The sequence below is a fragment of the Hymenobacter coccineus genome (assembly GCF_001816125.1).
GTDB lineage: Bacteria > Bacteroidota > Bacteroidia > Cytophagales > Hymenobacteraceae > Hymenobacter > Hymenobacter coccineus.
Genome location: NZ_MDZA01000199.1, coordinates 25,978 through 44,260 on the forward strand (window position 1 = coordinate 25,978; position 18,283 = coordinate 44,260).

Below are 18,283 nucleotides of genomic sequence, written 5' to 3' on the forward strand. Positions count from 1 at the left end.
TCCTACCCTCGCGGGCTAGCAGGTACTTCTTACCCCCAAAGAAAACCTTCCTAGCCCGCGGCTCAGGAAGGTTTTTTTAGGACCTTCGCCAGATCACAATCTAATTTATTCTAGCAATAATGAACGCCGTAAAAGAACAGTTTAACGAGATATCGGCGAAGTACGACCAGCAGCGGCCGTACCTGATTCCGTGTTTCGAGGACTTTTACGGCGCAGCCAATGCCCTGCTGGCCAACCGGCCGCAGGCGTGCAAGGTGCTGGATGTAGGCGCGGGCACGGGCCTGTTTTCCTACTTCTTGTACCAGCAGCGGCCCGAGCTGGAATTTACCCTCGTGGACCTGGCCCCCGAGATGCTGGCGGTAGCGCGGCAACGGTTTGTGGGATTGCCGAGCTTCATTTTTCAGGAGTTGGATTTTGTCACTCAGCCCCTGCCGGGCCACTACGACGTGGTTGTTTCAAGCCTGGCTATTCATCACCTGCCCGATGCGGAAAAAGCAACTCTTTACCAGCGTATTCACGACGCGCTAAACCCTGGGGGCCTGTTCATTAACGCTGACCAGGTGCTGGGGCGTACGGCGGGTTTCGATGCCTTCAACCGCCAGCACTGGGTGCGTACCGTGCAACAGTCGGGCTTGCCGAAGGAGGCCATTGAGCGGGCGTTCGAGCGCATCAAACTAGATGATTTTGGTACGCTAGAAGCGCAACTGCGAATGCTAGAAGCGGCTGGCTTTCAGGAAGTCGATTGCGTGTACAAAAACTTAAATTTCGTGGTGTTCGCCGCCGTGAGGGATACCATAACCGACTGGAATTAGCACCGCCTACGCCCCGGTACCAGGCACTTTGCACCAAGTACTAACATCATGACGCTCAATAAATACAGCCGCATCTACACCAAGGACGATAGCTTGCCCGCCTCGCAGGCCATGCTTATCGGCGCGGGCCTGTCGGATGCGGATTTGCGCAAGCCCTTCGTGGGCATCTGCTCCACGGGCTTCGAGGGCAACACCTGCAACATGCACCTCAACGGCCTGGCCGATGAGGTGAAGCGTGGCGTGGCTGCCCAGGGGCTGGTGGGGCTGCGCTTCAACACCATCGGCGTAAGCGACGGCATCACCAACGGCAACGCGGGCATGCGCTTTTCGCTGGTTTCGAGGGAGATAATTGCCGACTCGATTGAGGCCATGGCGGGCGCGCACTACTACGATGCCATCGCCACGGTGGTGGGCTGCGACAAGAACATGCCGGGGGCCCTAATTGCCATGGCGCGGCTCAACCGGCCATCGCTAATGGTGTATGGCGGCACCATTAAGGGCGGGGAGTTCAAGGGGCAGCAGCTCAACATTGTGTCTTGCTTTGAGGCTTACGGTAAGAAAGTTAATGGCAATATTTCGGAGGAAGACTACCAGGGTATTATCCACAATGCTTGCCCTGGCCCCGGCGCGTGCGGCGGTATGTACACGGCCAACACGATGGCGGCGGCCATCGAAACGCTGGGCATGAGCGTGCCCGCCTCGTCATCGCTGCCCGCCGAAAGCGCCGCCAAGGTGCAGGAGTGCCTCGATGCCGGCGGCTACCTGCGCCGCCTGCTGGAGCTCGACCTCAAGCCCCGCGACATCCTTACCCGGGCGGCGTTTGAGAACGCCATGGTGATGATAACGGTGCTCGGCGGCTCGACCAATGCCGTGCTGCACCTCATCGCCATCGCCCACGCGGCCGGCGTGAAGTTGACGATGGAGGACTTCCAAGCTGTGAGTAACCGTGTGCCGGTGCTGGCCGACCTCAAGCCCAGCGGCCGCTACTTGATGGAAGACTTGTCGAAAATTGGCGGCGTGCCCGCCGTGCAGCGCACCCTGCTCGACCTGGGGATGCTTAATGGCGACCTGCTGACCGTGACCGGCCGCACCCTGGCTGAGAACCTGGCCGATGTGCAACCCCTTGGCCCGGAGCAAGATTTGCTGCGCCCGCTCAGCAACCCCATCAAGGCCGATGGGCACATTCAGATGCTGTACGGCAACCTCGCCACCAAGGGCAGCGTGGCCAAAATCAGTGGCAAGGAGGGCCTGCGGTTTGAGGGCCCGGCGATAGTATTCAACTCGGAAGAAGAGCTGAACCAGGGCATTATTGACCACAAAATTGAGGCCGGGCAGGTGGTCGTGATTCGCTACGTGGGGCCCAAAGGCGGGCCGGGAATGCCCGAAATGCTCAAACCCACCTCGGCCATCATGGGCGCGGGCTTGGGCGATAAGGTGGCCCTGATTACCGACGGCCGCTTTTCGGGCGGCACGCACGGCTTCGTCATCGGCCACATCTGCCCCGAGGCCTTCGACGGCGGCGGCCTGGCCCTGGTGCAGAACGGCGACTGGATTATCCTGGATGCCAGCGCCAATACCATCGACGTGCAACTTTCGGAAGCGGAGCTGGCCGACCGCCGCGCCGCTTGGCGGCGCCCCCCACTGCCCGCCAAGCAAGGCGTGCTGCTTAAGTACATCCGCACCGTGAGCGACGCCAGCCACGGTTGTATCACTGACTTATTAGAAGAAGATGCGCAGGCTGCGACGGTGCCAACGGCGCAATTGACGCACTAGCTTACTCGCCGCCCGCGCCGCCACTGACTGCTACACCAGAACTTATGTTCCAGACCCAAACCGCTCCTGACCTTACTACCGCCGCCCCCGCCACTACGCCCCTGACGGGCGCGGTAGCCACGCTGCAAGCCCTGGTGGCGGAGGGCGTGGACACAATTTTTGGCTATCCCGGCGGGGCCATTATCCCGATTTATGATGCCCTCTACGATTTCAAGGAGCAGCTCAACCACGTGCTGGTGCGCCACGAGCAGGGCGGCATTCACGCGGCGCAGGGCTATGCGCGCAGCTCGGGGCGGGTGGGCGTGGCGCTGGCTACCAGCGGGCCAGGCGCGACCAACCTCGTGACGGGCTTAGCCGACGCCATGATTGACAGCACGCCGCTGGTTTGCATTACGGGGCAAGTGTTCGCGCATTTGCTGGGCACCGATGCGTTTCAGGAGACGGATATTATCAACATCACGACGCCGGTTACGAAATGGAACTACCAGGTTACCAGGGCCGAAGAGATACCCGAGGCGCTGGCCAAGGCCTTCTACATTGCGCGCAGCGGCCGGCCCGGCCCGGTATTGGTGGATATCACCAAAAACGCGCAGATGCAGACCTTCGACGCGCCGGCCTACGAGCGTTGCACGCACATCCGCAGCTACCGGCCCGCGCCGGTGGTGCGCCCCGAGTACATCGAGCAGGCGGCGGCGCTGATTAATAGCGCCAAAAGGCCCTTTATTCTGTGGGGGCAAGGCGTGGTGCTGGGCAAGGCTGAGCGCGAATTCCAGGAATTTGTGGAGAAAAGCGGCATCCCGGCCGCTTGGACCATCCTGGGCGTGGGGGCCCTGGCCACCGGCCACCCGCTGAACGTGGGCATGCTGGGCATGCACGGCAACTACGGCCCCAACGTGCTCACCAACGATTGCGACGTGCTGATTGCCATTGGGATGCGCTTCGACGACCGGGTGACCGGCCGGCTCGATAAGTACGCCAAGCAGGCGCAAATCATCCACCTCGACATCGACCCGACCGAAATCGGCAAAAATGTGCCCACCGCCGTGCCCGTGTGGGGCGACTGCAAGGAAACCCTCCCACTGCTCACGGCCTTGGTCGAGCGCAAAGAGCACACCGCCTGGCTGGCCCGCTTCAACGACCACATGGCGCAGGAAGTGGACGCCGTGATTCGGGAGGAGTTGTTCCCGACGTCGGAAGAATTAACTATGGGCGAGGTGCTGCAACAGCTCAACGAAACCACGGGCGGTGAGGCCGTTATCGTATCCGACGTGGGGCAGCACCAGATGGTGGCCTGCCGCTATGCCCTGCAAAACCAGTCGCGCAGCCACGTCACGAGCGGCGGGCTGGGCACCATGGGCTTCGCGCTTCCTGCCGCCATCGGGGCCAAGTTTGGGGCCCCGCACCGGCCAGTGGTGGCCGTCATTGGCGACGGTGGTTTCCAGATGACGATTCAGGAGCTGGGCACCATCATGCAGACGGGCGTGGACGTGAAAATCATCATCCTCAATAACCAATTCCTGGGTATGGTGCGGCAGTGGCAGGAGCTGTTTCACCAGCGCCGCTACTCGTTTGTGGATATCCAAAGCCCTGATTTTGTGGCCGTCGCGGCCGGGTACCGCATCGCCGGCCAGCGCGTGGACGACCGCGCCAACTTGCGCCCAGCCTTGGAAAAGATGCTGGCGCACCCGGGGTCGTTTTTGCTGGAAGTGATGGTGACAAAGGAGAATAATATTTTCCCGATGGTGCCGCAGGGGTGCAGCGTGGCGGAAATCCGGCTGCGCTAATGGCTCAGCATGACGACCTGGGAACTGATGTTCTTAATTAAATAAACCAAGTGCTATGAGTCCCGAACCTGCCGACCGCCAGGAATACAACATCACCGCGTACACCGAAAACCAAGTGGGTCTGCTCAACCGCATTGCCATTATTTTCTCGCGCCGCAAAATCAACATCGAGAGCCTCAACGTGTCGCCTTCGGAAATTGAGGGCATCCACCGCTTCAACATCGTGATTGTGGAAACGGAGGAGGTGGTGGAGAAGCTGGCCAAACAGATTGAGAAGCAGGTGGAGGTGCTGAAAGTGTACTTCAACACCAACGCCGACGTGATTTGGCAGGAGATGGCGCTCTACAAAGTGCCCACCGACGTGATTGCCGAAAAAGTGCTCGTGGAGCGCCTGCTGCGCGAAAACGGGGCCCGCGCCGTGGTCATTCGCAAGGACTATACGGTGTTTGAAACCACCGGCCACCGCGAGGAAACCGACAACCTGATTAAAGCTTTGCAGCCTTACGGGCTCATCGAATTTGTGCGCTCGGCGCGCATTGCCATCATCAAGGCCAGCGATGGTTTTCACCACAAGCTGCGCGAGTTTGAGCGCCGCGAGCCCAGCGAGGAGGTGGCCGAAAACGAATTTTTGAACGACCGCGAGCAGGTCTTCACCATGTAGTGTAGCGTGGACTCTGTGAGTCCGCGCATTTGAACGAAACCCTTTTAAACCCACGCGCGGACTCGCACAGTCCACGCTACAACCAATCCCAACCCAATGGCAACCATCAACTTCGGCGGCGTACCCGAAACCGTAATTACCCGCGACGAATTTCCGCTCGCCAAGGCCCTCGATTTCCTGAAGGACGACACCATTGCCGTAATCGGCTACGGCGTGCAGGGCCCCGGCCAGGCGCTGAACATGCGCGACAACGGCTTCCACGTAATCGTGGGGCAGCGCGAGGGCACGCCGTCGTGGGAACGTGCCATCAAGGACGGCTGGGTGCCGGGCGAGTCGCTGTTTTCGATTGAGGAAGCGGCCGACAAGGGTACCATCATCTGCAATTTGCTGAGCGATGCCGGCCAGATTGCCCTGTGGCCCACGCTCCAGAAATACCTCACGCCGGGCAAAACGCTGTACTTCTCGCACGGCTTCGGCATCACGTTTAATGAGCAGACCAACATCATTCCGGCCAAGGATATTGACGTGATTTTGGTGGCGCCCAAGGGCTCCGGTACCAGCCTGCGCCGCTTGTTCGTGGCTGGCGGCGGGCTGAACTCGTCGTTTGCGGTGTTCCAGGATGCTACCGGCAAAGCCTGGGAAAAGGCCATTGCGATGGGCATCGGCGTGGGCTCGGGCTACCTGTTCGAAACCGATTTTAAGAAAGAAGTGTACTCTGACCTCACCGGCGAGCGCGGCGTGCTGATGGGGGCCCTGGCCGGCATCATCGAGGCGCAGTACCAGGTGCTGCGCCAGCGCGGCCACTCGCCCTCCGAGGCCTTCAACGAAACCGTGGAGGAACTCACCCAGAGCCTCGTGCCGCTGGTGGGCGAAAACGGCATGGACTGGATGTTTGCCAACTGCTCGGTAACCGCTCAGCGCGGGGCCCTCGACTGGAAAGGCAAGTTCCGCGACGCCACCCTGCCTGTACTCAACGACCTGTACGACAGCGTAGCCAGCGGCGAGGAAGCCCGCCGCACCATCGAGCGCGGCAGCACGCCCAACTACCGTAAGGAGCTGGAGGCAGAACTGAAGGAAGTGCGTGAGTCGGAGCTGTGGGCCACCGGCGCGCAAGTGCGCGAGCTACGTTCGCGCAGCAGCGCGAGCGTGGAGGCGTAAGCGCCTTCTTTTACCGATTACAACAGGCCGTCATGCTGAGCTTGTCGAAGCATCTCTACCGCGCCGCAGGGATTAGTAATCCAACGAAGCGGCAGAGATGCTTCGACAAGCTCAGCATGACGTTCTCTTTTACCCTGTACTAATTCAGAATCAGCCCTCTACCCCCATGCCCGACCTGCTAGCCCCGGCGGCCACCGCCGTTACCCTGCAAAACGTGGAGGCCGCCGCGCGCCGCCTCAAAGGCGTGATTACCAAGACGCCCCTAATGCTGAACCTGGGGCTCTCGCGCACTTACGATGCCACCATTCTGCTCAAGCGGGAGGATTTGCAGGTGGTGCGTTCCTATAAAATCAGGGGGGCTTACAACAAGATTTCGGCGCTGCCGCTCACCGTGCCGGGCCGCCAGATTGTGTGCGCCAGCGCCGGCAACCACGCCCAGGGCGTGGCCTACGCTTGCCAGCTGCTGGGCTTGCAGGGCGACATTTTCATGCCCGCCCAAACGCCCGCCCAGAAGGTGGACAAGGTGCGCCTCTTCGGCAAGGACATGGTGACGGTGCACCTCACGGGCCGCACTTTTGACGACTGCTACCACGCGGCGCAGGCGTTTTGCGACGAGCGCGGCAGCACCTTCGTGCATCCATTTGATGACTTGGCGATTGTGGAAGGGCAGGCTACGGTGGGGCTGGAAATCCTGAAATCTGCCAAGGAGCAGATTGACTTTTGCTTTATGCCCATCGGCGGCGGCGGGCTGGCCTCGGGCTTGTCGAGCGTTTTCCGGCAACTCAGCCCTAATACCAAGCTCATTGGCGTGCAGCCGCTGGGGGCCCCCAGCATGCACGACGCCATCCGGGCCGGGCGGCGGCAGGCGCTGGCCAGCCTCGATACCTTCGTGGATGGCGCGGCCGTGAAGTGCCCCGGCGAGCTGAATTTTGAGATTTGCCAGGCGCTGCTCGATGAGGTGCACCTCGTGCCCGAGGGCCAGGTGTGCGAAGACTTATTGAAGATGTACAACGAGGAAGGCATGGTGCTGGAGCCCGCCGGCACCCTGGCCATCTCGGCCCTGCACGCCTACGCCGACCAGATTCGGGGCAAAAAGGTGGTTTGCATCGTGAGCGGCTCCAACAACGACATCACCCGCATGGAGGACATCAAGGAGCGCGCCCAGCGCCACCAAGGCCTCAAGCACTACTTTATGGTGCGCTTCAACCAGGCCCCCGGGGCCCTGCGCCGCTTCGTGAACAACGTGCTGGCCGAGGGCGAGGACATCATTCAGTTTCAGTACATCAAGAAAAACAACAAGGAAAAAGGCCCCGTTTTCATCGGCGTCGAGGTCAAAAATCCGCACGATGTAGAGGGCATCAAAGCCCGCATGGTGGAAGAGGGTTTTGGCTTCGAATACCTCAACGGGCAACAGGATTTCCTGAGCTTGCTAGTATAACTGGCCGTAGTCAATTGAGCGTCGGGTGCTTACCTTTTATCGCCTGGGGCCCCAGGCGTACCTTACCGCGGCCGGCGGTGACCAGTTCGGCTTGCGGATCGAGGAAAAAATAAGCCCCGTTTTCGACGATTAGCTGGCCTTCGACGAGCAGTTTCGCGTGCCGCTGGAGCACCAGCGAACCGCCCTTCTTTACTATTAAACGAGAGGTGGGACCGATGTATAGTTCTGAGGGCTGCCAGATGGGCTCGTTCATGACCAAGGCGTTGTTGGCGCCGATGACTACGCTGGCCGAGTCGCGGCTGTGGGCCGGCCGCCGGCCGATGTCGAGCCCCGTGATTACGCCGTAGACGCAATTGCTGGCCAGCAGCTGGAGGCTGCCCGGGGCCCTGACCACCGTCGACTGCGGGGCCCCGCCGTTGCCCAGCGTCGTGTTGGTGCGGCCCAAGCTGGTGCGGTGCGGCCCGTCCCGGAACACGGTTGTGCCCGTGAAAACGGTGCCCTGCAAGTTGTTGTAAGAGCCCTGGGCGGCTTGGGCGTAGTCGTACAAAAACGTGCTGCCGCGAAAATGAAAAAAGCTGGCCGTATCGGGCTGGGCCACAATGGCCCAGATGAGGTAGTTGCGCGTGCCCACGAACCGGCAATTGGTGAAGCTCATGTGCCGGGCGTGGGCATCGGAGTGCATAGTGAACGAGCCGTAGGCTGCTTGCCCGTGGTAGGGGCGGTCCTCAAACGTGCAGCCCACAAAGCGCGTGGCTTCGGCCGCCGTGGTGGCCTTGCAGCCGTGCACAAACGCGCCGTAGATGCGGCAATTTGTGAATAAAAAACCTGGCTGCGTCACCCAGGTCGACCAATTGGTGGCCCCAAATCAAGCTCCCCGTGACTGCCACGTTTTTGGTGGTGTTGGGCTGGCTGTCATTGCCGCGGTCCGACACCAGCCCCGCCCCGGCATTGTCCACAATGCGGCAGTTTTCGAGGCTTACGTTGGCCACGAAGCCCCCCTCGGGCTCCAGGTCGATGCCGGCGCCGGGGCTGGACGTTAGCGCCTTGCCAGTGGCAGCCACCACCGCGCGCCCGGTGTGGCTGAAGCTGCAGTTGACGGCCCGGAACCCGTTCACGCCCGTGAGGGAAAGGCCCTGGCGGCCGTTGTAGGTGCAGGTGGAGTTTTCGAGCAGGATGGCCTCGCGCTGCGGGTCATCGAGGCGCTTGGCTAAGTGATTGAGCACTTGAATGCCGTCGCGCCCGAAGTGGTGCAGCGCCAGCCGCCGCAGCGAAACGCGGCGCGAGTCGCTGACGAAAATGCCATCGGCGGGCAGCTGAATGCCGGTGTCGCCCCAGTGCCCGCCGATGAGCAATTTGGGGCTGTTGCCGTTGAGGTTCAGCCCGCTCACTGCTACGTTGTCGCAGCCTTGCAGCACGAGGCAGGTGCCGCCCCGGGCGGCGTAGTTGGGGTCGGTGAACGTGGCGGCCGGGGCTTCGTAGGGCCGCTGGGTCTTGGGGTCGAAGGCCCCGTAGCGCAGGCCGGCGGCGTAGCGAATTTCGGTGGTGGCGCTGTCGGCCCCCGCGATGGTGAGGTTGCGGCAGTTCACCAACCGCAGCACATCGGGCGTGTTGCCGGCCGCGTCCTGCTGGCCCACCAGGTACGTGCCCGGCGGAATGGCGAGCACCGCTGCGCCGGTGCCGGCCGGCGTTTGGGCGCGCTGGTTGAAGAAAGCGGCGGCTTTGGCGAAGGCAGCCTGGTCGTTGGTTTTGCCGTCGCCCCGGGCCCCGAAGTCCCTTTTGAGGTCTTTGCGCAGCACCGCTGGGGGCCCCTGGGCGTGGGCTGGGCTGCCCAGCAGCAGGCTTAGGCTTAGCCAGCCGCCCAGTAAAATGCGCCAGGGCAGCGCCCTAGCGGCGCCGTTCGTTTTCATTTGGAGTGCTCTCATACCGCTCGCCCTAACTCGGCTGGGCCCGAAAAGGTGTGGTGAGCGGCAAAAATAATGCAGCAGTTGGGGCCCCGGCGCCTACGCCAGCTTGTCTTTGAATAGCTTCAGGGTGCGCTCCCAGGCCAGTTTTGCGGCCTCGGCGTTGTAGCGGGCGGGGGAGGTGTCGTTGTTAAAAGCGTGGTTCACGTTGGGGTACACGAACAGCTCGTAGGGCGTGTGGTTGGCCTTGAGAGCCGCCTCGTAGGCCGGAATACCGGCGTCGATGCGCTCGTCGAGGCCGGCGTAGTGCAGCATCAGGGCGGCCTTTATTTGGGGCACGTCTTCGGCCCTGGGCTGCTGGCCGTAGTAGGCCACGGCGGCGTTCAGCTTGGGGTCGTGCACCGCCAGCTGGTTGCTCAGGCCCCCGCCCCAGCAGAAACCCACGCAGCCGGTGTGCCCGTTGCTCTCGGGCCGGGCGCGAAGGTAGGCGAGGGCGGCGAGGTAGTTGTTGAGGTTTTTGGCGGGGTCGAGCTGGCCGATGAGCGTGCGGCCCTGGTCTTCGTCGGCGGGCGTGCCGCCGAGGGGCGAGAGGGCATCGACGCCCAGGGCCATGTAGCCGGCCTGGGCCACGCGCCGCGTCACGTCCTTGATGTGGGGCGTAAGGCCCCGGTTTTCGTGGATGACCACCACGGCCCCGCGCTTTTTGTTGCCCTTGGGGCGGGCCAGGTAGCCCTTTACGGGGCCCCCGTCGCTAGGCCAGGTCACGTCCTCCAGCACCAGGTCGTCGGCCGAGGTGCTCACGGTGGCCGCTTGGGCATAGCCGGGCTCCAGCACGGCGAGGGCTGCCAGGGCCAGCGCGGTGCCGCCGGCCAGCTTGGCCAGTCGGTCCAAAAAGTCCTTGCGGGTGAGCGGGGCGTGGGTGTACTCGTCGAACAGGTTGATGATGCGCTGGTCCATGCGGTGGGGTGGGTAGGAAAGAAAATGGGCTACGGCAGTCGTTCCGCCAGGTAATAATACGGCTGAAAGAAGTGGTGCCGAAACAGTTGCTTCGGGTCGTTGGGGTATTTGGCGTAGTAGGTGGCGTCGGCCGGCAGCGCCACGGTATTACCCGCCGGCACGTAGTTGCTGCTGGGGTAGAAGGCGGGGCCCCGGAAGCCAGGCACGGCCTTGACCACCGCCTTGCCCACGTAGCGGCCCAGGTAGCGCTGGTAGCGACGTTGGGCCCGGCGCGGGGGGCCGTCGAGCTGGCGGAAGGCGTGGCGCGCCACCAGATTTTTGGGGAACGGTTGCTTTTTGAGGGTGGCCGCCACGCCCACAAACGGATTGGTGGGGTTGAAGTCGTGCACGGTTTGCACGGTGAGGGGCACCTCGGGCACCCAGTCGGCGGGGTTCACCACGTTCACGGCCCAACCGCCGTGGGTGGCGCGCGCGTAGTCGTAGGCGTAGTAGAGGTTGCCGGGCTTGGGGCCGGCGCTGCAATAGGTTTTGAGGCGCAGGTCGGCCGGTAACTTGCGCTGCTGCTGCAAGTTGCGCAGGTGCGAGGTGAGCAAAAACGCCACGGCCCCGCCCTGGCTGTGGCCCATGATGAGGAAGTCGCGGGTGCCGCGCCGGTAGCACGAGTCCACGGTGTGCACAATGCCGTCGGCCATAAAGGCGAGGCTCAGCAGCCAACCGGCGTGCACGGCGGCCTGGGGGTTATCGGCCAGGTGGTAGGCAAATTTGCGGCCCCCGCCCAGCTCCAGCTCGCCCGCGGCCGGCAGCATGGCGGCGTAGAAATTGGCCAGCCAGCTTTCGGCCTTGGCGGTGGTGCCCCGCAGGTTGATGACGGCCTGCGGCTGGGGCCCCGGGTGGGACCACAGGTCCCAGCGGTTGTCGAGCGGGCTGGTGGGCGAGCGGTAAGCCAGCGCAAACCGCTGGGGCTTCGGAATGCCTACCCACCACATCGAATCGGGCCCGCCCATGCGGGCGTGCAGCCGCAGCAGCTCCAGGTATTCGGCCTTGTCGAAGCCCGGCTGGAGGGCCTGGGCGCTAGCGCTGGGGCCCCAAGCAAGCCAAGCAGGACGAGTAAAGAAACGATAAGCCGCATCCGCCGGGGCCCCCAGGGGTAAAAACTGACGAGCCGGTGAATATCGTATTTATTTAATTGGATCAGCGCAAATTACCATTGGGCCCACTGGCCGCTGTCGTTACAGGGCGTCAAGGCCGGCCCCCGCCAGCTGCTGCCGGATGCGCTGCCGGGCGGCGTCGGGCAGGCCCGGTAGCGCATCCGGGGCCCCGGCGGCCCGGGCTTGGGCCAGCTGCACCAGCAGCACGGTTTGGCGGGCGTAGCGGTGGCAGTAGGGGCAGTAATGCAGGTGCAGCCACAGGCTGCGCCGGTCGCGCGGGGCCAGGGGCGCGTCGGCGCGCTGCTCGATGAGCAGGGTGGCGTGTTGGCAGGAGAGCAGGCGCAGCATGGCGGGCGGTGGCAAGAGGGTTAGGACCGGGTGCGGCGGCCCAGGCCGTGCTGCTCGAGGCAGCGGCGCAGCTGGAGCTTGGCCCGGTGGACGATGACCCAATAGTTGGCCGCCGACAGCGACAGTTCTCGGCAGATTTCTTCGGCCGGCAATTCTTCCACAAACCGCAGCGCGAACACCGCGCCGTGCCGGGCGGGCAGGCGCTCCTGGCAGCGGTGCAGGGCGGCTTGCAGTTCCGCCTGCTCCAGGGCCCCGTCGGCGGTTTGCCAACTGGTGGGGGCCTGGGCGGCGCGCCAGTGGCCGTTGCCTTCCTCAAAAAAATCGGCTTCCGTGGGGCCCTCGGGGGCCAGCTCGGCGAGCGATACTTCGGGGCGATGGGCTTGCCGATGGTAGTAATCAAGCACCTGCCGCTTCAAAATGGCAAACAGCCAAGTGCGCTCCGACGCCTCACCCCGGAATTTCCCCAGCGCTTGCAGGGCCCGGAGCAGGGTGGCCTGCACCAGCTCTTCAGCGGCGTCGGCCCCGCCCACGCGGGCCAAGGCGTAGCGGTACAGCTCGTTGCCGTAGCGGGCCAGCCACTGCGTTGGCTCGGGGGCGGGGTAGGGCGTCAATATGAAAAAGCGTAGATGGCTAGCCGTGCCAAAGTGAACGGCTTATCAGTTACTTATTTTTAATTGACAGTCAATAAGTTGTGTTTTAGCTAACAGCTTCTGCGGCATCAGTGGCCCGAGTCCCAGTCGTAGCCCTGCTCGGCCCAGAAATCGGCCGGCCGCTCGTCCACAAAGGCGATGGTGCCGATGCGCTTGAGGTGCTTGATGCCGTACTTGAGGGGCGTGACCAGGCGCAGCGGTGCGCCGTGGGGCCCCGTCAGGGGCTGGCCGTTCATCTCGTAGCAGAGCAGCGTTTGGGGGTGCACGGCGTTGGACAAATCCAGGCCCACGTAGTATTTCTCATCGGGCGTGACGACGCTGACGTAGCGGGCTTCGCGGCCGCTGGCGGTGGCCAGCGGGTACTTCTCAATAAAGTCGGAAAACCGGGCCCCCACCCAGTTCACCTTGATGCTCCAGCCCTCGATGCACTTCAGCTCCGTCGTCATGTCCACGCGCGGCAGGGCCTTGATGTCGTCGATGGTGAATTCCTGCACGCGCGCCGGGGCCCGGCCGGGGCATAGGCCTGCACGCGCAGGCGCCAGTCGGCAGTTACGAAGGACTCTTCCAGGCCAATGTTGCCGTTCTGGCGACTGGTAGCCATCGACTTCGGAAACGTGGGGCCAGCCGGGTTTCGCGGAAGTAGGCCTGCGAGAGGCGCCCGTTGGCGTCGAGCACCCGCCGGAAGGGCCACGGCGTGCCCTCGTCGGCGGGGCGCGTGAGCAGCCAGCGCCAGCCACCCACGCCCGCCAGGGCCGCCACGCCCCCCAATAATAAAGGCGCGGCGCGAGCGGCTGGCGGCCTGCTGGGCCACGTCGGCTTCGGACGTGCCGGCCGGCGACTCGGGCAGCGGCGGGGCGGAATAATCAGTGGTATTATCCATCACAGTAACAAGCTAAGCGGGCAGGGTAGGAGAAGTGGCCCGGCTGGGGGCCCCAGCTACCGGCTCGCCGGGGGCCGGGTGCTCCGCGTCCACGATTTGGAAGCCGGCCACCATCGAGCGGAAGTTGTTCCAGCCGGCCCGCACCACCTGCGCGATGTGCACCACGAAGAACAGCACGTAGCCGACGGTGAGCGTAAAGTGCTCGGCGCGGGCCCACTCGTAGCCGCCGAGCAGGCCCGTGAGCCAGGCAAACTGCACCGGCTTGTAAATGGCCAGGCCCGTGAGCAGCGAGCCCGCGCCCATGAGCACTACGGCGGTGTAGGCAATTTTCTGGGCCCCGTTGTACTTCACCACCGGCGGCTCGCCCTTGCGCAGCCCCAAGTCGTGGAGCGTCACCAAAATGGCTTCCTTGAAGGAGTTGCGGTCGGGCAGCAGGTGGCGCCACTCGCCCGAAACCAGCGTGTAGCCCACGTACAGCAGGCCGTTAATCATGAACAGCCACATCAAGGCGAAGTGCCAGTTCATGCCCTGGGCCAGCTTTTGGGGCATGCCCAGGGCCTTGTAAAAGCCGTCAGGGAAGAACTTGAACAGCGTGGTAAGGCCCCAGCCGATGCGGTACACATCGTTGGCCCAGTAAATGAGCAGCCCGCTCCAAATCATGAGCGCGAGGATGGGGAAATTCAGCCAGTGGAACCAGCGGATGGCCAGCGGGTGCTTCTCGACGAGGCGTTTCATGGGCGGTAAAAAATGGGTCGGAGAAATTCTTAGGAAAGATACCGGGGCCCCGGCAATCGCGGCGGTGGCCAGGCCAGCCAGTCGGGCAGACGCCCGCTGGCCGCGGTCCTTACAGCCGGGGGAGATGTTTTTTTTCGAACCGCGGTTGTAAGGCCGGGCCCCGGGCGGCGTCTGCCCGTCCAAAGCCCACCCGTTCACTTTAAGCCCCGTTTGCCATGAAACGTTTCGTGCTCGTTGGATTGCCCTCGCTGGCCGCGGCCGGGGCCCTCGCTGCCTACCGCCCGCTCACGCCGCCCGCCGCCGCCCGGGTGCCCGTGGTGGTGGAGCTGTTCACCTCCGAAGGCTGCTCGAGCTGCCCGGCCGCCGACGCGGCCCTGCGGGAGCTGGAAGCGGCCCAGTCGGTGCCCGGGGCGGAGGTCATCGCCCTCGGCCAGCACGTCGATTACTGGAACCGCCTGGGCTGGAAGGACCCGTTTTCGGCGGCCCAGTTCACCGAGCGCCAGCAGGCCTACGCGGCGGGCTTCGGCACGGGCTCCTACACGCCCCAGGCCGTGGTGAACGGCCAGGCGGAGTTCGTCGGCAGCAACCGCGCCGCGCTGGTGGCCGCCATTGCCAAAGCCGCCCAGGGCCCCCACGCCGCCGTGCAGCTCGTGCGCCAGGGCGCGCCGTGGCCCGTGCAAGTAGCGGCCCTGCCCGCCGGGGCCCCCGCGGCCGACGTGCTCCTGGTCATCACCGAAGCCGGCCTGGCCACCCAGGTGGGCCGGGGCGAAAACGCGGGCCGCCTGCTGCGCCACGCTGCCGTGGTGCGGGCGCTGCGCCCCGTGGGCCAGGCCGGGGGCAGCGCGTTTGCCGCCGCGGTGCCACTGGCCCTACGCCCCGAGTGGCACCCCGAAAACCTGCGCGCCGTGGTGCTGGTGCAGGAGCCCGCCACGCACCGCATTGTGGGCGCGGCCAGCCTGCCACTGGGGGCCCTGAATTAGAGTGTTTTTAGAATTAATTAAAAATTAAAAATGATGAATTAAAAATTTGATAGCCAGATTTTTAATTCATCATTTTTAATTTTTAATTAGTTCTAAAGAATACGCTGACCACAAAACTGCCACTTAGGGTTTCGGCTCGTTGCGGTACACTTTACCTTCCTTCATCACGAACTGCACCGTTTCCAGGGCCCGCACGTCGGTGAGGGGGTTGCCGGGCACGGCCACGATATCGGCCAGCTTGCCGGCTGTGAGCGAGCCGGTGCGGTCCTGCCATTGCAGCAGCTCGGCGGCCCGGATGGTAGCCGATTGGATGGCCTGCATCGGGGTGAGGCCGAACTTCACCATGTAGAAAAACTGCTTGGCGTTGCCGCCGTGCGGGTACACCGCGGCGTCGGTCCCAAAGGCCACCTTCACACCGGCCCGCACCGCTTTCTGGAAGTTCTCGCGCTGCAATTTGCCCACGCTGCGCTCCTTTTCGATGATTTTTTCGGGGAAGCCTTTCTTGGCGTATTCGCTCAGGATGTAGTCGTCGTCGTAGATGTCGGCCACCAGCCAGGTGCCGTTTTTCTTCATCAGCTGAACGCCCTCGTCGTCGAGCAGCGAGCCGTGTTCGATGCTGGTGACGCCCGCGCGCACGGCCAGTTTGATGCCCTCGGCCCCGTGGGCGTGGGCCGCCACCTGGCGGCCCCAGCGGTGGGCCTCGTCCACGGCGGCCTTCAATTCCTCCAGCGAGTACAGGGCCGCCCCCGCGCTGCCTTCTTCCGAAAGCACGCCGGCTGTGGCCAGCACCTTAATCCAATCGGCCCCGAATTTGACGTTGGTGCGCACGCGCTTGCGGATTTCCTCGGGCCCGTCGGCGATGCCCGTGAAGTCGGGGTTTTCGCCAAATTTCAGGCCCGGCGCGAAGCCCGTGGTGGGGTCGCCGTGGCCGCCGGTGGCGCTCAGGGCGAAGGTGGCGACCAGCATCCGGGGCCCCGGCAGGGTGCCGGCGTTGATGGCGTTGCGCAGGCTCACGTCGATGAGGCTGCTGCTGCCCAAGTCGCGCACCATTGTGAAGCCCGCCTGCAAGGTGCGCGCCGCGTAGGTGGGCGCCAGTAGCGCCCGGTCAATCGGCGACTTGCGGAACATGTCCTCGTAGTAGTTGTCGCCCGGCTCGCTGCTGAGGTGAGTGTGGCAGTCCATGAGCCCGGGCAGCACCGTGGCGCTGCTCAAGTCTACCACCGTGGCGCCGGCCGGAATGGTCAGGTTGGGCCCCACGGCCGTGATTTTGTCGCCGCTGACGAGAATGATTTGGTTGGTGAGCAGCTTGCCGCTCACCACATCCACCAGCCGCCCCGCCCGGATGGCCGTGACGGTGGGCACAGCGGCGGCCGGCGCTGGGGTGATGGGGGTTTGGGCGGCGGCGGTAAAAGAGAGGGCTACCCCCAAAGCGAGCAGAAGTTTTTTCATAAGCCAGAAAGTGAAGCGGAGGCCGCGGCCGCCAGTGCGCGCAGGGCCCCCAGGGCCCGGTCGGCGTCGGCGCGGGCCACAAATAAATGGTCGTGATAAAAGGCTGCCACTACGTTGCAGCTGATGTTTTCTTGGGTTAGGGCCCCGGCCACGGCGGCCGTCAGCCCCACGGCGGCCAGCGACGAGTGCACCGTCAGCGTCAGCCAGGCGGCCACGTATTCGTAGGAAAAGCCTTGGGCATCGGCGTCGGCCTGGGGTAAAATGAGGGTAACGCCTTCGGCCTCGCGGAACCAGCCCAGGGCCCCCGCCGGTATAGACGCGGCCGGCCCCACGGCGCAAAACACGTAGTCGCCGGAGTGTAGCGCGGGCTCCAGAGTGGCCAGCAGGCGCGCCAGGTTGGTTTCGCCCGCCGCGGTGCTCATTCTGCTTCGCGGTTCACCGTGTCGGGGCTGAACGCTGGCACGCAGATCGACCAGTATTCGCACTCCTCATCGAACGGGTTGGCGTAGCGCACCCGGGCCCCGCCCTTGATGAGCAGGGCCTGCCCGGCGTGCAATTCCACGGTGTCGCCGTCAATTTCGAACCGCTTGCGGCCGCGCACCACGATGGTGATTTCGTCGAACGTGGGCGTTTGGTGGGGCTCGCTCCAGTGGGGCGGGGCCACCATGTGGGCCAGGCTGTAGGCGGCAGTGCCGGTGCTGGCCTGGCCCACGTGCTCCTCGATGAGCTTGCCGTCGGTGGTGGGCACCACGAAGGGCGCGGGGTTGAGAACGTAGCGTTTTTCGGTAGGCATAGAGAAAATTGTTGGGATGAATTGATTAGGCCGTCATGCTGAGCGCAGCCGAAGCATCTCTCCCGCTGACTATTTTAATCGTTCGCCGATTTAGCTGCTTAGCGGGAGAGATGCTTCGGCTGCGCTCAGCATGACGGCCTATCTTGAAAAATTAGCTTTAACAGCTCTGAGGTTAGTTTTTTAATTTATCCAGCCACTTGAAGAGGCGGGAATGGTATTTCCAGATGAAAAAGTACGGCGTTTGGACGGCCCCGAACCGCACCCGCACCCGCGCGACGCCCGGCAGCATGCTGCCTTCAAAATCGAAGCAGTTGAGCCCCAGCACTTCGCTGGCGTAGCGGATGCATTCCCAGGCCAACAAAATGCCCGCGCCGCTGGCCCGCAGCGTGGGGTCGTCGCCGGCCAGGTGGTAGTAGGCCGTGGTGGCGTCCCAAATCAGGTAGGCCACCGAATGCACCCGGCCCTGGGCATCGACGGCGAAAAACAGCTGCCGGGCCCCCCGCGCCGCCAGGGCCCCATCGAGCCGCCGGAACTGCGCCTCCGAGTACGGCACGGCCAGGCCCTGGCGCGCAAAGCTTAGCCCGTTCACCGCCCAAAAAGTGGCCAGGTCCAAGTCGTGCACCACGCGCACCTTGCCCCGCGCCTGCCGAATGTCGCGCCGGATGCCCCGGTGCAGCCCGGCCGCCACTTGCGCCAAATCGTGCAGGGGCCCCAGGCGGTAGGTGTAGGCCGTGGCCAGGCCAAAGCCCCGCCCGCGCAGCCGCGGCCCATCGGCAAGGGTGGGGTAGCAGTTCTGCTTGAAGGCAGCCAGCGGCG

General features: G+C 63.9%; 20 protein-coding genes. 7 read left to right on the top strand and 13 right to left on the bottom strand.

Features of this window, described 5'->3' with window-relative positions; all coding sequences use genetic code 11:
* The first annotated feature begins 119 nt into the window (after positions 1 to 119).
* From BEN49_RS12330 to ilvA, 6 genes are all read left to right on the top strand, one after another.
* Positions 120 to 812 carry a class I SAM-dependent methyltransferase gene (locus tag BEN49_RS12330; protein ID WP_083326040.1) on the top strand — a complete coding sequence of 231 codons (693 nt, stop codon included), beginning with the start codon at positions 120 to 122 and terminating at the stop codon, positions 810 to 812.
* Positions 813 to 860: 48 nt separating this feature from the next.
* On the top strand, positions 861 to 2,585 hold the full coding sequence (gene ilvD, locus BEN49_RS12335; RefSeq protein ID WP_070743861.1) for a dihydroxy-acid dehydratase: 1,725 nt from the start codon (positions 861 to 863) through the stop codon (positions 2,583 to 2,585).
* A 44-nt stretch (positions 2,586 to 2,629) separates the two neighbouring features.
* The gene (ilvB, locus tag BEN49_RS12340; RefSeq protein ID WP_070743863.1) at positions 2,630 to 4,369 is read left to right on the top strand and encodes a biosynthetic-type acetolactate synthase large subunit; all 1,740 of its coding nucleotides are present in this window, start codon (positions 2,630 to 2,632) and stop codon (positions 4,367 to 4,369) included.
* A 55-nt stretch (positions 4,370 to 4,424) separates the two neighbouring features.
* The gene (ilvN, locus tag BEN49_RS12345; protein ID WP_068229536.1) at positions 4,425 to 5,030 is read left to right on the top strand and encodes an acetolactate synthase small subunit; all 606 of its coding nucleotides are present in this window, start codon (positions 4,425 to 4,427) and stop codon (positions 5,028 to 5,030) included.
* 96 nt (positions 5,031 to 5,126) lie between these two features.
* Positions 5,127 to 6,188, top strand: coding sequence for a ketol-acid reductoisomerase (ilvC, locus tag BEN49_RS12350; RefSeq protein WP_070743865.1), 1,062 nt, complete (start codon positions 5,127 to 5,129; stop codon positions 6,186 to 6,188).
* A 166-nt stretch (positions 6,189 to 6,354) separates the two neighbouring features.
* Positions 6,355 to 7,626: a threonine ammonia-lyase IlvA gene (ilvA, locus tag BEN49_RS12355; RefSeq protein WP_070743867.1), complete on the top strand. Its 1,272-nt coding sequence runs from the start codon at positions 6,355 to 6,357 to the stop codon at positions 7,624 to 7,626.
* Between the two features lie 10 nt (positions 7,627 to 7,636).
* On the opposite strand, the gene BEN49_RS12360 is transcribed toward ilvA, so the two are convergent.
* The 9 genes from BEN49_RS12360 to BEN49_RS12395 all read right to left on the bottom strand — a co-directional run bounded on the left by BEN49_RS12360 (position 7,637) and on the right by BEN49_RS12395 (position 14,245).
* Positions 7,637 to 8,413, bottom strand: coding sequence for a hypothetical protein (locus tag BEN49_RS12360; RefSeq protein WP_070743869.1), 777 nt, complete (start codon positions 8,411 to 8,413; stop codon positions 7,637 to 7,639).
* Positions 8,352 to 9,548 (bottom strand): right-handed parallel beta-helix repeat-containing protein, encoded by a 1,197-nt coding sequence (locus tag BEN49_RS12365; RefSeq protein ID WP_083326041.1) that lies wholly within the window; start codon positions 9,546 to 9,548, stop codon positions 8,352 to 8,354. Before BEN49_RS12365 ends, BEN49_RS12360 begins: the two co-directional genes overlap by 62 nt.
* A gap of 78 nt (positions 9,549 to 9,626) precedes the next feature.
* The gene (locus tag BEN49_RS12370) at positions 9,627 to 10,484 is read right to left on the bottom strand and encodes a dienelactone hydrolase family protein (protein WP_070743873.1); all 858 of its coding nucleotides are present in this window, start codon (positions 10,482 to 10,484) and stop codon (positions 9,627 to 9,629) included.
* A 29-nt stretch (positions 10,485 to 10,513) separates the two neighbouring features.
* Positions 10,514 to 11,488, bottom strand: a complete 975-nt coding sequence (locus BEN49_RS12375; protein WP_083326042.1) for a lipase family protein — start codon at positions 11,486 to 11,488, stop codon at positions 10,514 to 10,516.
* A 225-nt stretch (positions 11,489 to 11,713) separates the two neighbouring features.
* Positions 11,714 to 11,980, bottom strand: coding sequence for an anti-sigma factor family protein (locus tag BEN49_RS28650; RefSeq protein ID WP_070743877.1), 267 nt, complete (start codon positions 11,978 to 11,980; stop codon positions 11,714 to 11,716).
* Between the two features lie 20 nt (positions 11,981 to 12,000).
* Positions 12,001 to 12,591 carry a sigma-70 family RNA polymerase sigma factor gene (locus tag BEN49_RS12385; RefSeq protein ID WP_070743879.1) on the bottom strand — a complete coding sequence of 197 codons (591 nt, stop codon included), beginning with the start codon at positions 12,589 to 12,591 and terminating at the stop codon, positions 12,001 to 12,003.
* Positions 12,592 to 12,698: 107 nt separating this feature from the next.
* The gene (locus BEN49_RS29520) at positions 12,699 to 13,124 is read right to left on the bottom strand and encodes a molybdopterin-dependent oxidoreductase (RefSeq protein WP_070743881.1); all 426 of its coding nucleotides are present in this window, start codon (positions 13,122 to 13,124) and stop codon (positions 12,699 to 12,701) included.
* Between the two features lie 55 nt (positions 13,125 to 13,179).
* Complete coding sequence (locus BEN49_RS29525) at positions 13,180 to 13,389, bottom strand: hypothetical protein (RefSeq protein ID WP_239691919.1); 210 nt, start codon at positions 13,387 to 13,389, stop codon at positions 13,180 to 13,182.
* Positions 13,390 to 13,522: 133 nt separating this feature from the next.
* Complete coding sequence (locus BEN49_RS12395) at positions 13,523 to 14,245, bottom strand: cytochrome b/b6 domain-containing protein (protein WP_070743883.1); 723 nt, start codon at positions 14,243 to 14,245, stop codon at positions 13,523 to 13,525.
* Between the two features lie 215 nt (positions 14,246 to 14,460).
* Here BEN49_RS12395 and BEN49_RS12400 point away from each other — a divergent pair, with 215 nt between their 5' ends.
* On the top strand, positions 14,461 to 15,225 hold the full coding sequence (locus BEN49_RS12400; protein WP_070743885.1) for a DUF1223 domain-containing protein: 765 nt from the start codon (positions 14,461 to 14,463) through the stop codon (positions 15,223 to 15,225).
* Positions 15,226 to 15,348: 123 nt separating this feature from the next.
* Here BEN49_RS12400 and BEN49_RS12405 read toward each other — a convergent pair whose 3' ends face one another.
* From BEN49_RS12405 to BEN49_RS12420, 4 genes are all read right to left on the bottom strand, one after another.
* Positions 15,349 to 16,674 (bottom strand): Xaa-Pro dipeptidase, encoded by a 1,326-nt coding sequence (locus BEN49_RS12405; protein WP_070743887.1) that lies wholly within the window; start codon positions 16,672 to 16,674, stop codon positions 15,349 to 15,351.
* Positions 16,671 to 17,096 (bottom strand): ACT domain-containing protein, encoded by a 426-nt coding sequence (locus BEN49_RS12410; RefSeq protein WP_070743889.1) that lies wholly within the window; start codon positions 17,094 to 17,096, stop codon positions 16,671 to 16,673. Before BEN49_RS12410 ends, BEN49_RS12405 begins: the two co-directional genes overlap by 4 nt.
* Entirely contained in the window at positions 17,093 to 17,467 is a 375-nt protein-coding gene (locus BEN49_RS12415; RefSeq protein WP_070743891.1) for a cupin domain-containing protein, read from the bottom strand. The genes BEN49_RS12410 and BEN49_RS12415 overlap by 4 nt, the downstream gene beginning before the upstream one ends.
* Positions 17,468 to 17,639: 172 nt before the next feature.
* A partial coding sequence (locus tag BEN49_RS12420) for a GNAT family N-acetyltransferase (protein WP_141765665.1) occupies positions 17,640 to 18,283 on the bottom strand: 644 nt, incomplete at its 5' end.

Coding starts and splice junctions, on each gene's coding strand:
- BEN49_RS12330 (WP_083326040.1), top strand. CDS start 120: ATGAACGCCGTAAAAGAACAGTTTAACGAGATATCGGCGAAGTACGAC.
- ilvD (WP_070743861.1), top strand. CDS start 861: ATGACGCTCAATAAATACAGCCGCATCTACACCAAGGACGATAGCTTG.
- ilvB (WP_070743863.1), top strand. CDS start 2,630: ATGTTCCAGACCCAAACCGCTCCTGACCTTACTACCGCCGCCCCCGCC.
- ilvN (WP_068229536.1), top strand. CDS start 4,425: ATGAGTCCCGAACCTGCCGACCGCCAGGAATACAACATCACCGCGTAC.
- ilvC (WP_070743865.1), top strand. CDS start 5,127: ATGGCAACCATCAACTTCGGCGGCGTACCCGAAACCGTAATTACCCGC.
- ilvA (WP_070743867.1), top strand. CDS start 6,355: ATGCCCGACCTGCTAGCCCCGGCGGCCACCGCCGTTACCCTGCAAAAC.
- BEN49_RS12365 (WP_083326041.1), bottom strand. CDS start 9,548: ATGAGAGCACTCCAAATGAAAACGAACGGCGCCGCTAGGGCGCTGCCC.
- BEN49_RS12370 (WP_070743873.1), bottom strand. CDS start 10,484: ATGGACCAGCGCATCATCAACCTGTTCGACGAGTACACCCACGCCCCG.
- BEN49_RS12375 (WP_083326042.1), bottom strand. CDS start 11,488: ATGGGCGGGCCCGATTCGATGTGGTGGGTAGGCATTCCGAAGCCCCAG.
- BEN49_RS28650 (WP_070743877.1), bottom strand. CDS start 11,980: ATGCTGCGCCTGCTCTCCTGCCAACACGCCACCCTGCTCATCGAGCAG.
- BEN49_RS12395 (WP_070743883.1), bottom strand. CDS start 14,245: ATGAAACGCCTCGTCGAGAAGCACCCGCTGGCCATCCGCTGGTTCCAC.
- BEN49_RS12400 (WP_070743885.1), top strand. CDS start 14,461: ATGAAACGTTTCGTGCTCGTTGGATTGCCCTCGCTGGCCGCGGCCGGG.
- BEN49_RS12405 (WP_070743887.1), bottom strand. CDS start 16,674: ATGAAAAAACTTCTGCTCGCTTTGGGGGTAGCCCTCTCTTTTACCGCC.
- BEN49_RS12410 (WP_070743889.1), bottom strand. CDS start 17,096: ATGAGCACCGCGGCGGGCGAAACCAACCTGGCGCGCCTGCTGGCCACT.
- BEN49_RS12415 (WP_070743891.1), bottom strand. CDS start 17,467: ATGCCTACCGAAAAACGCTACGTTCTCAACCCCGCGCCCTTCGTGGTG.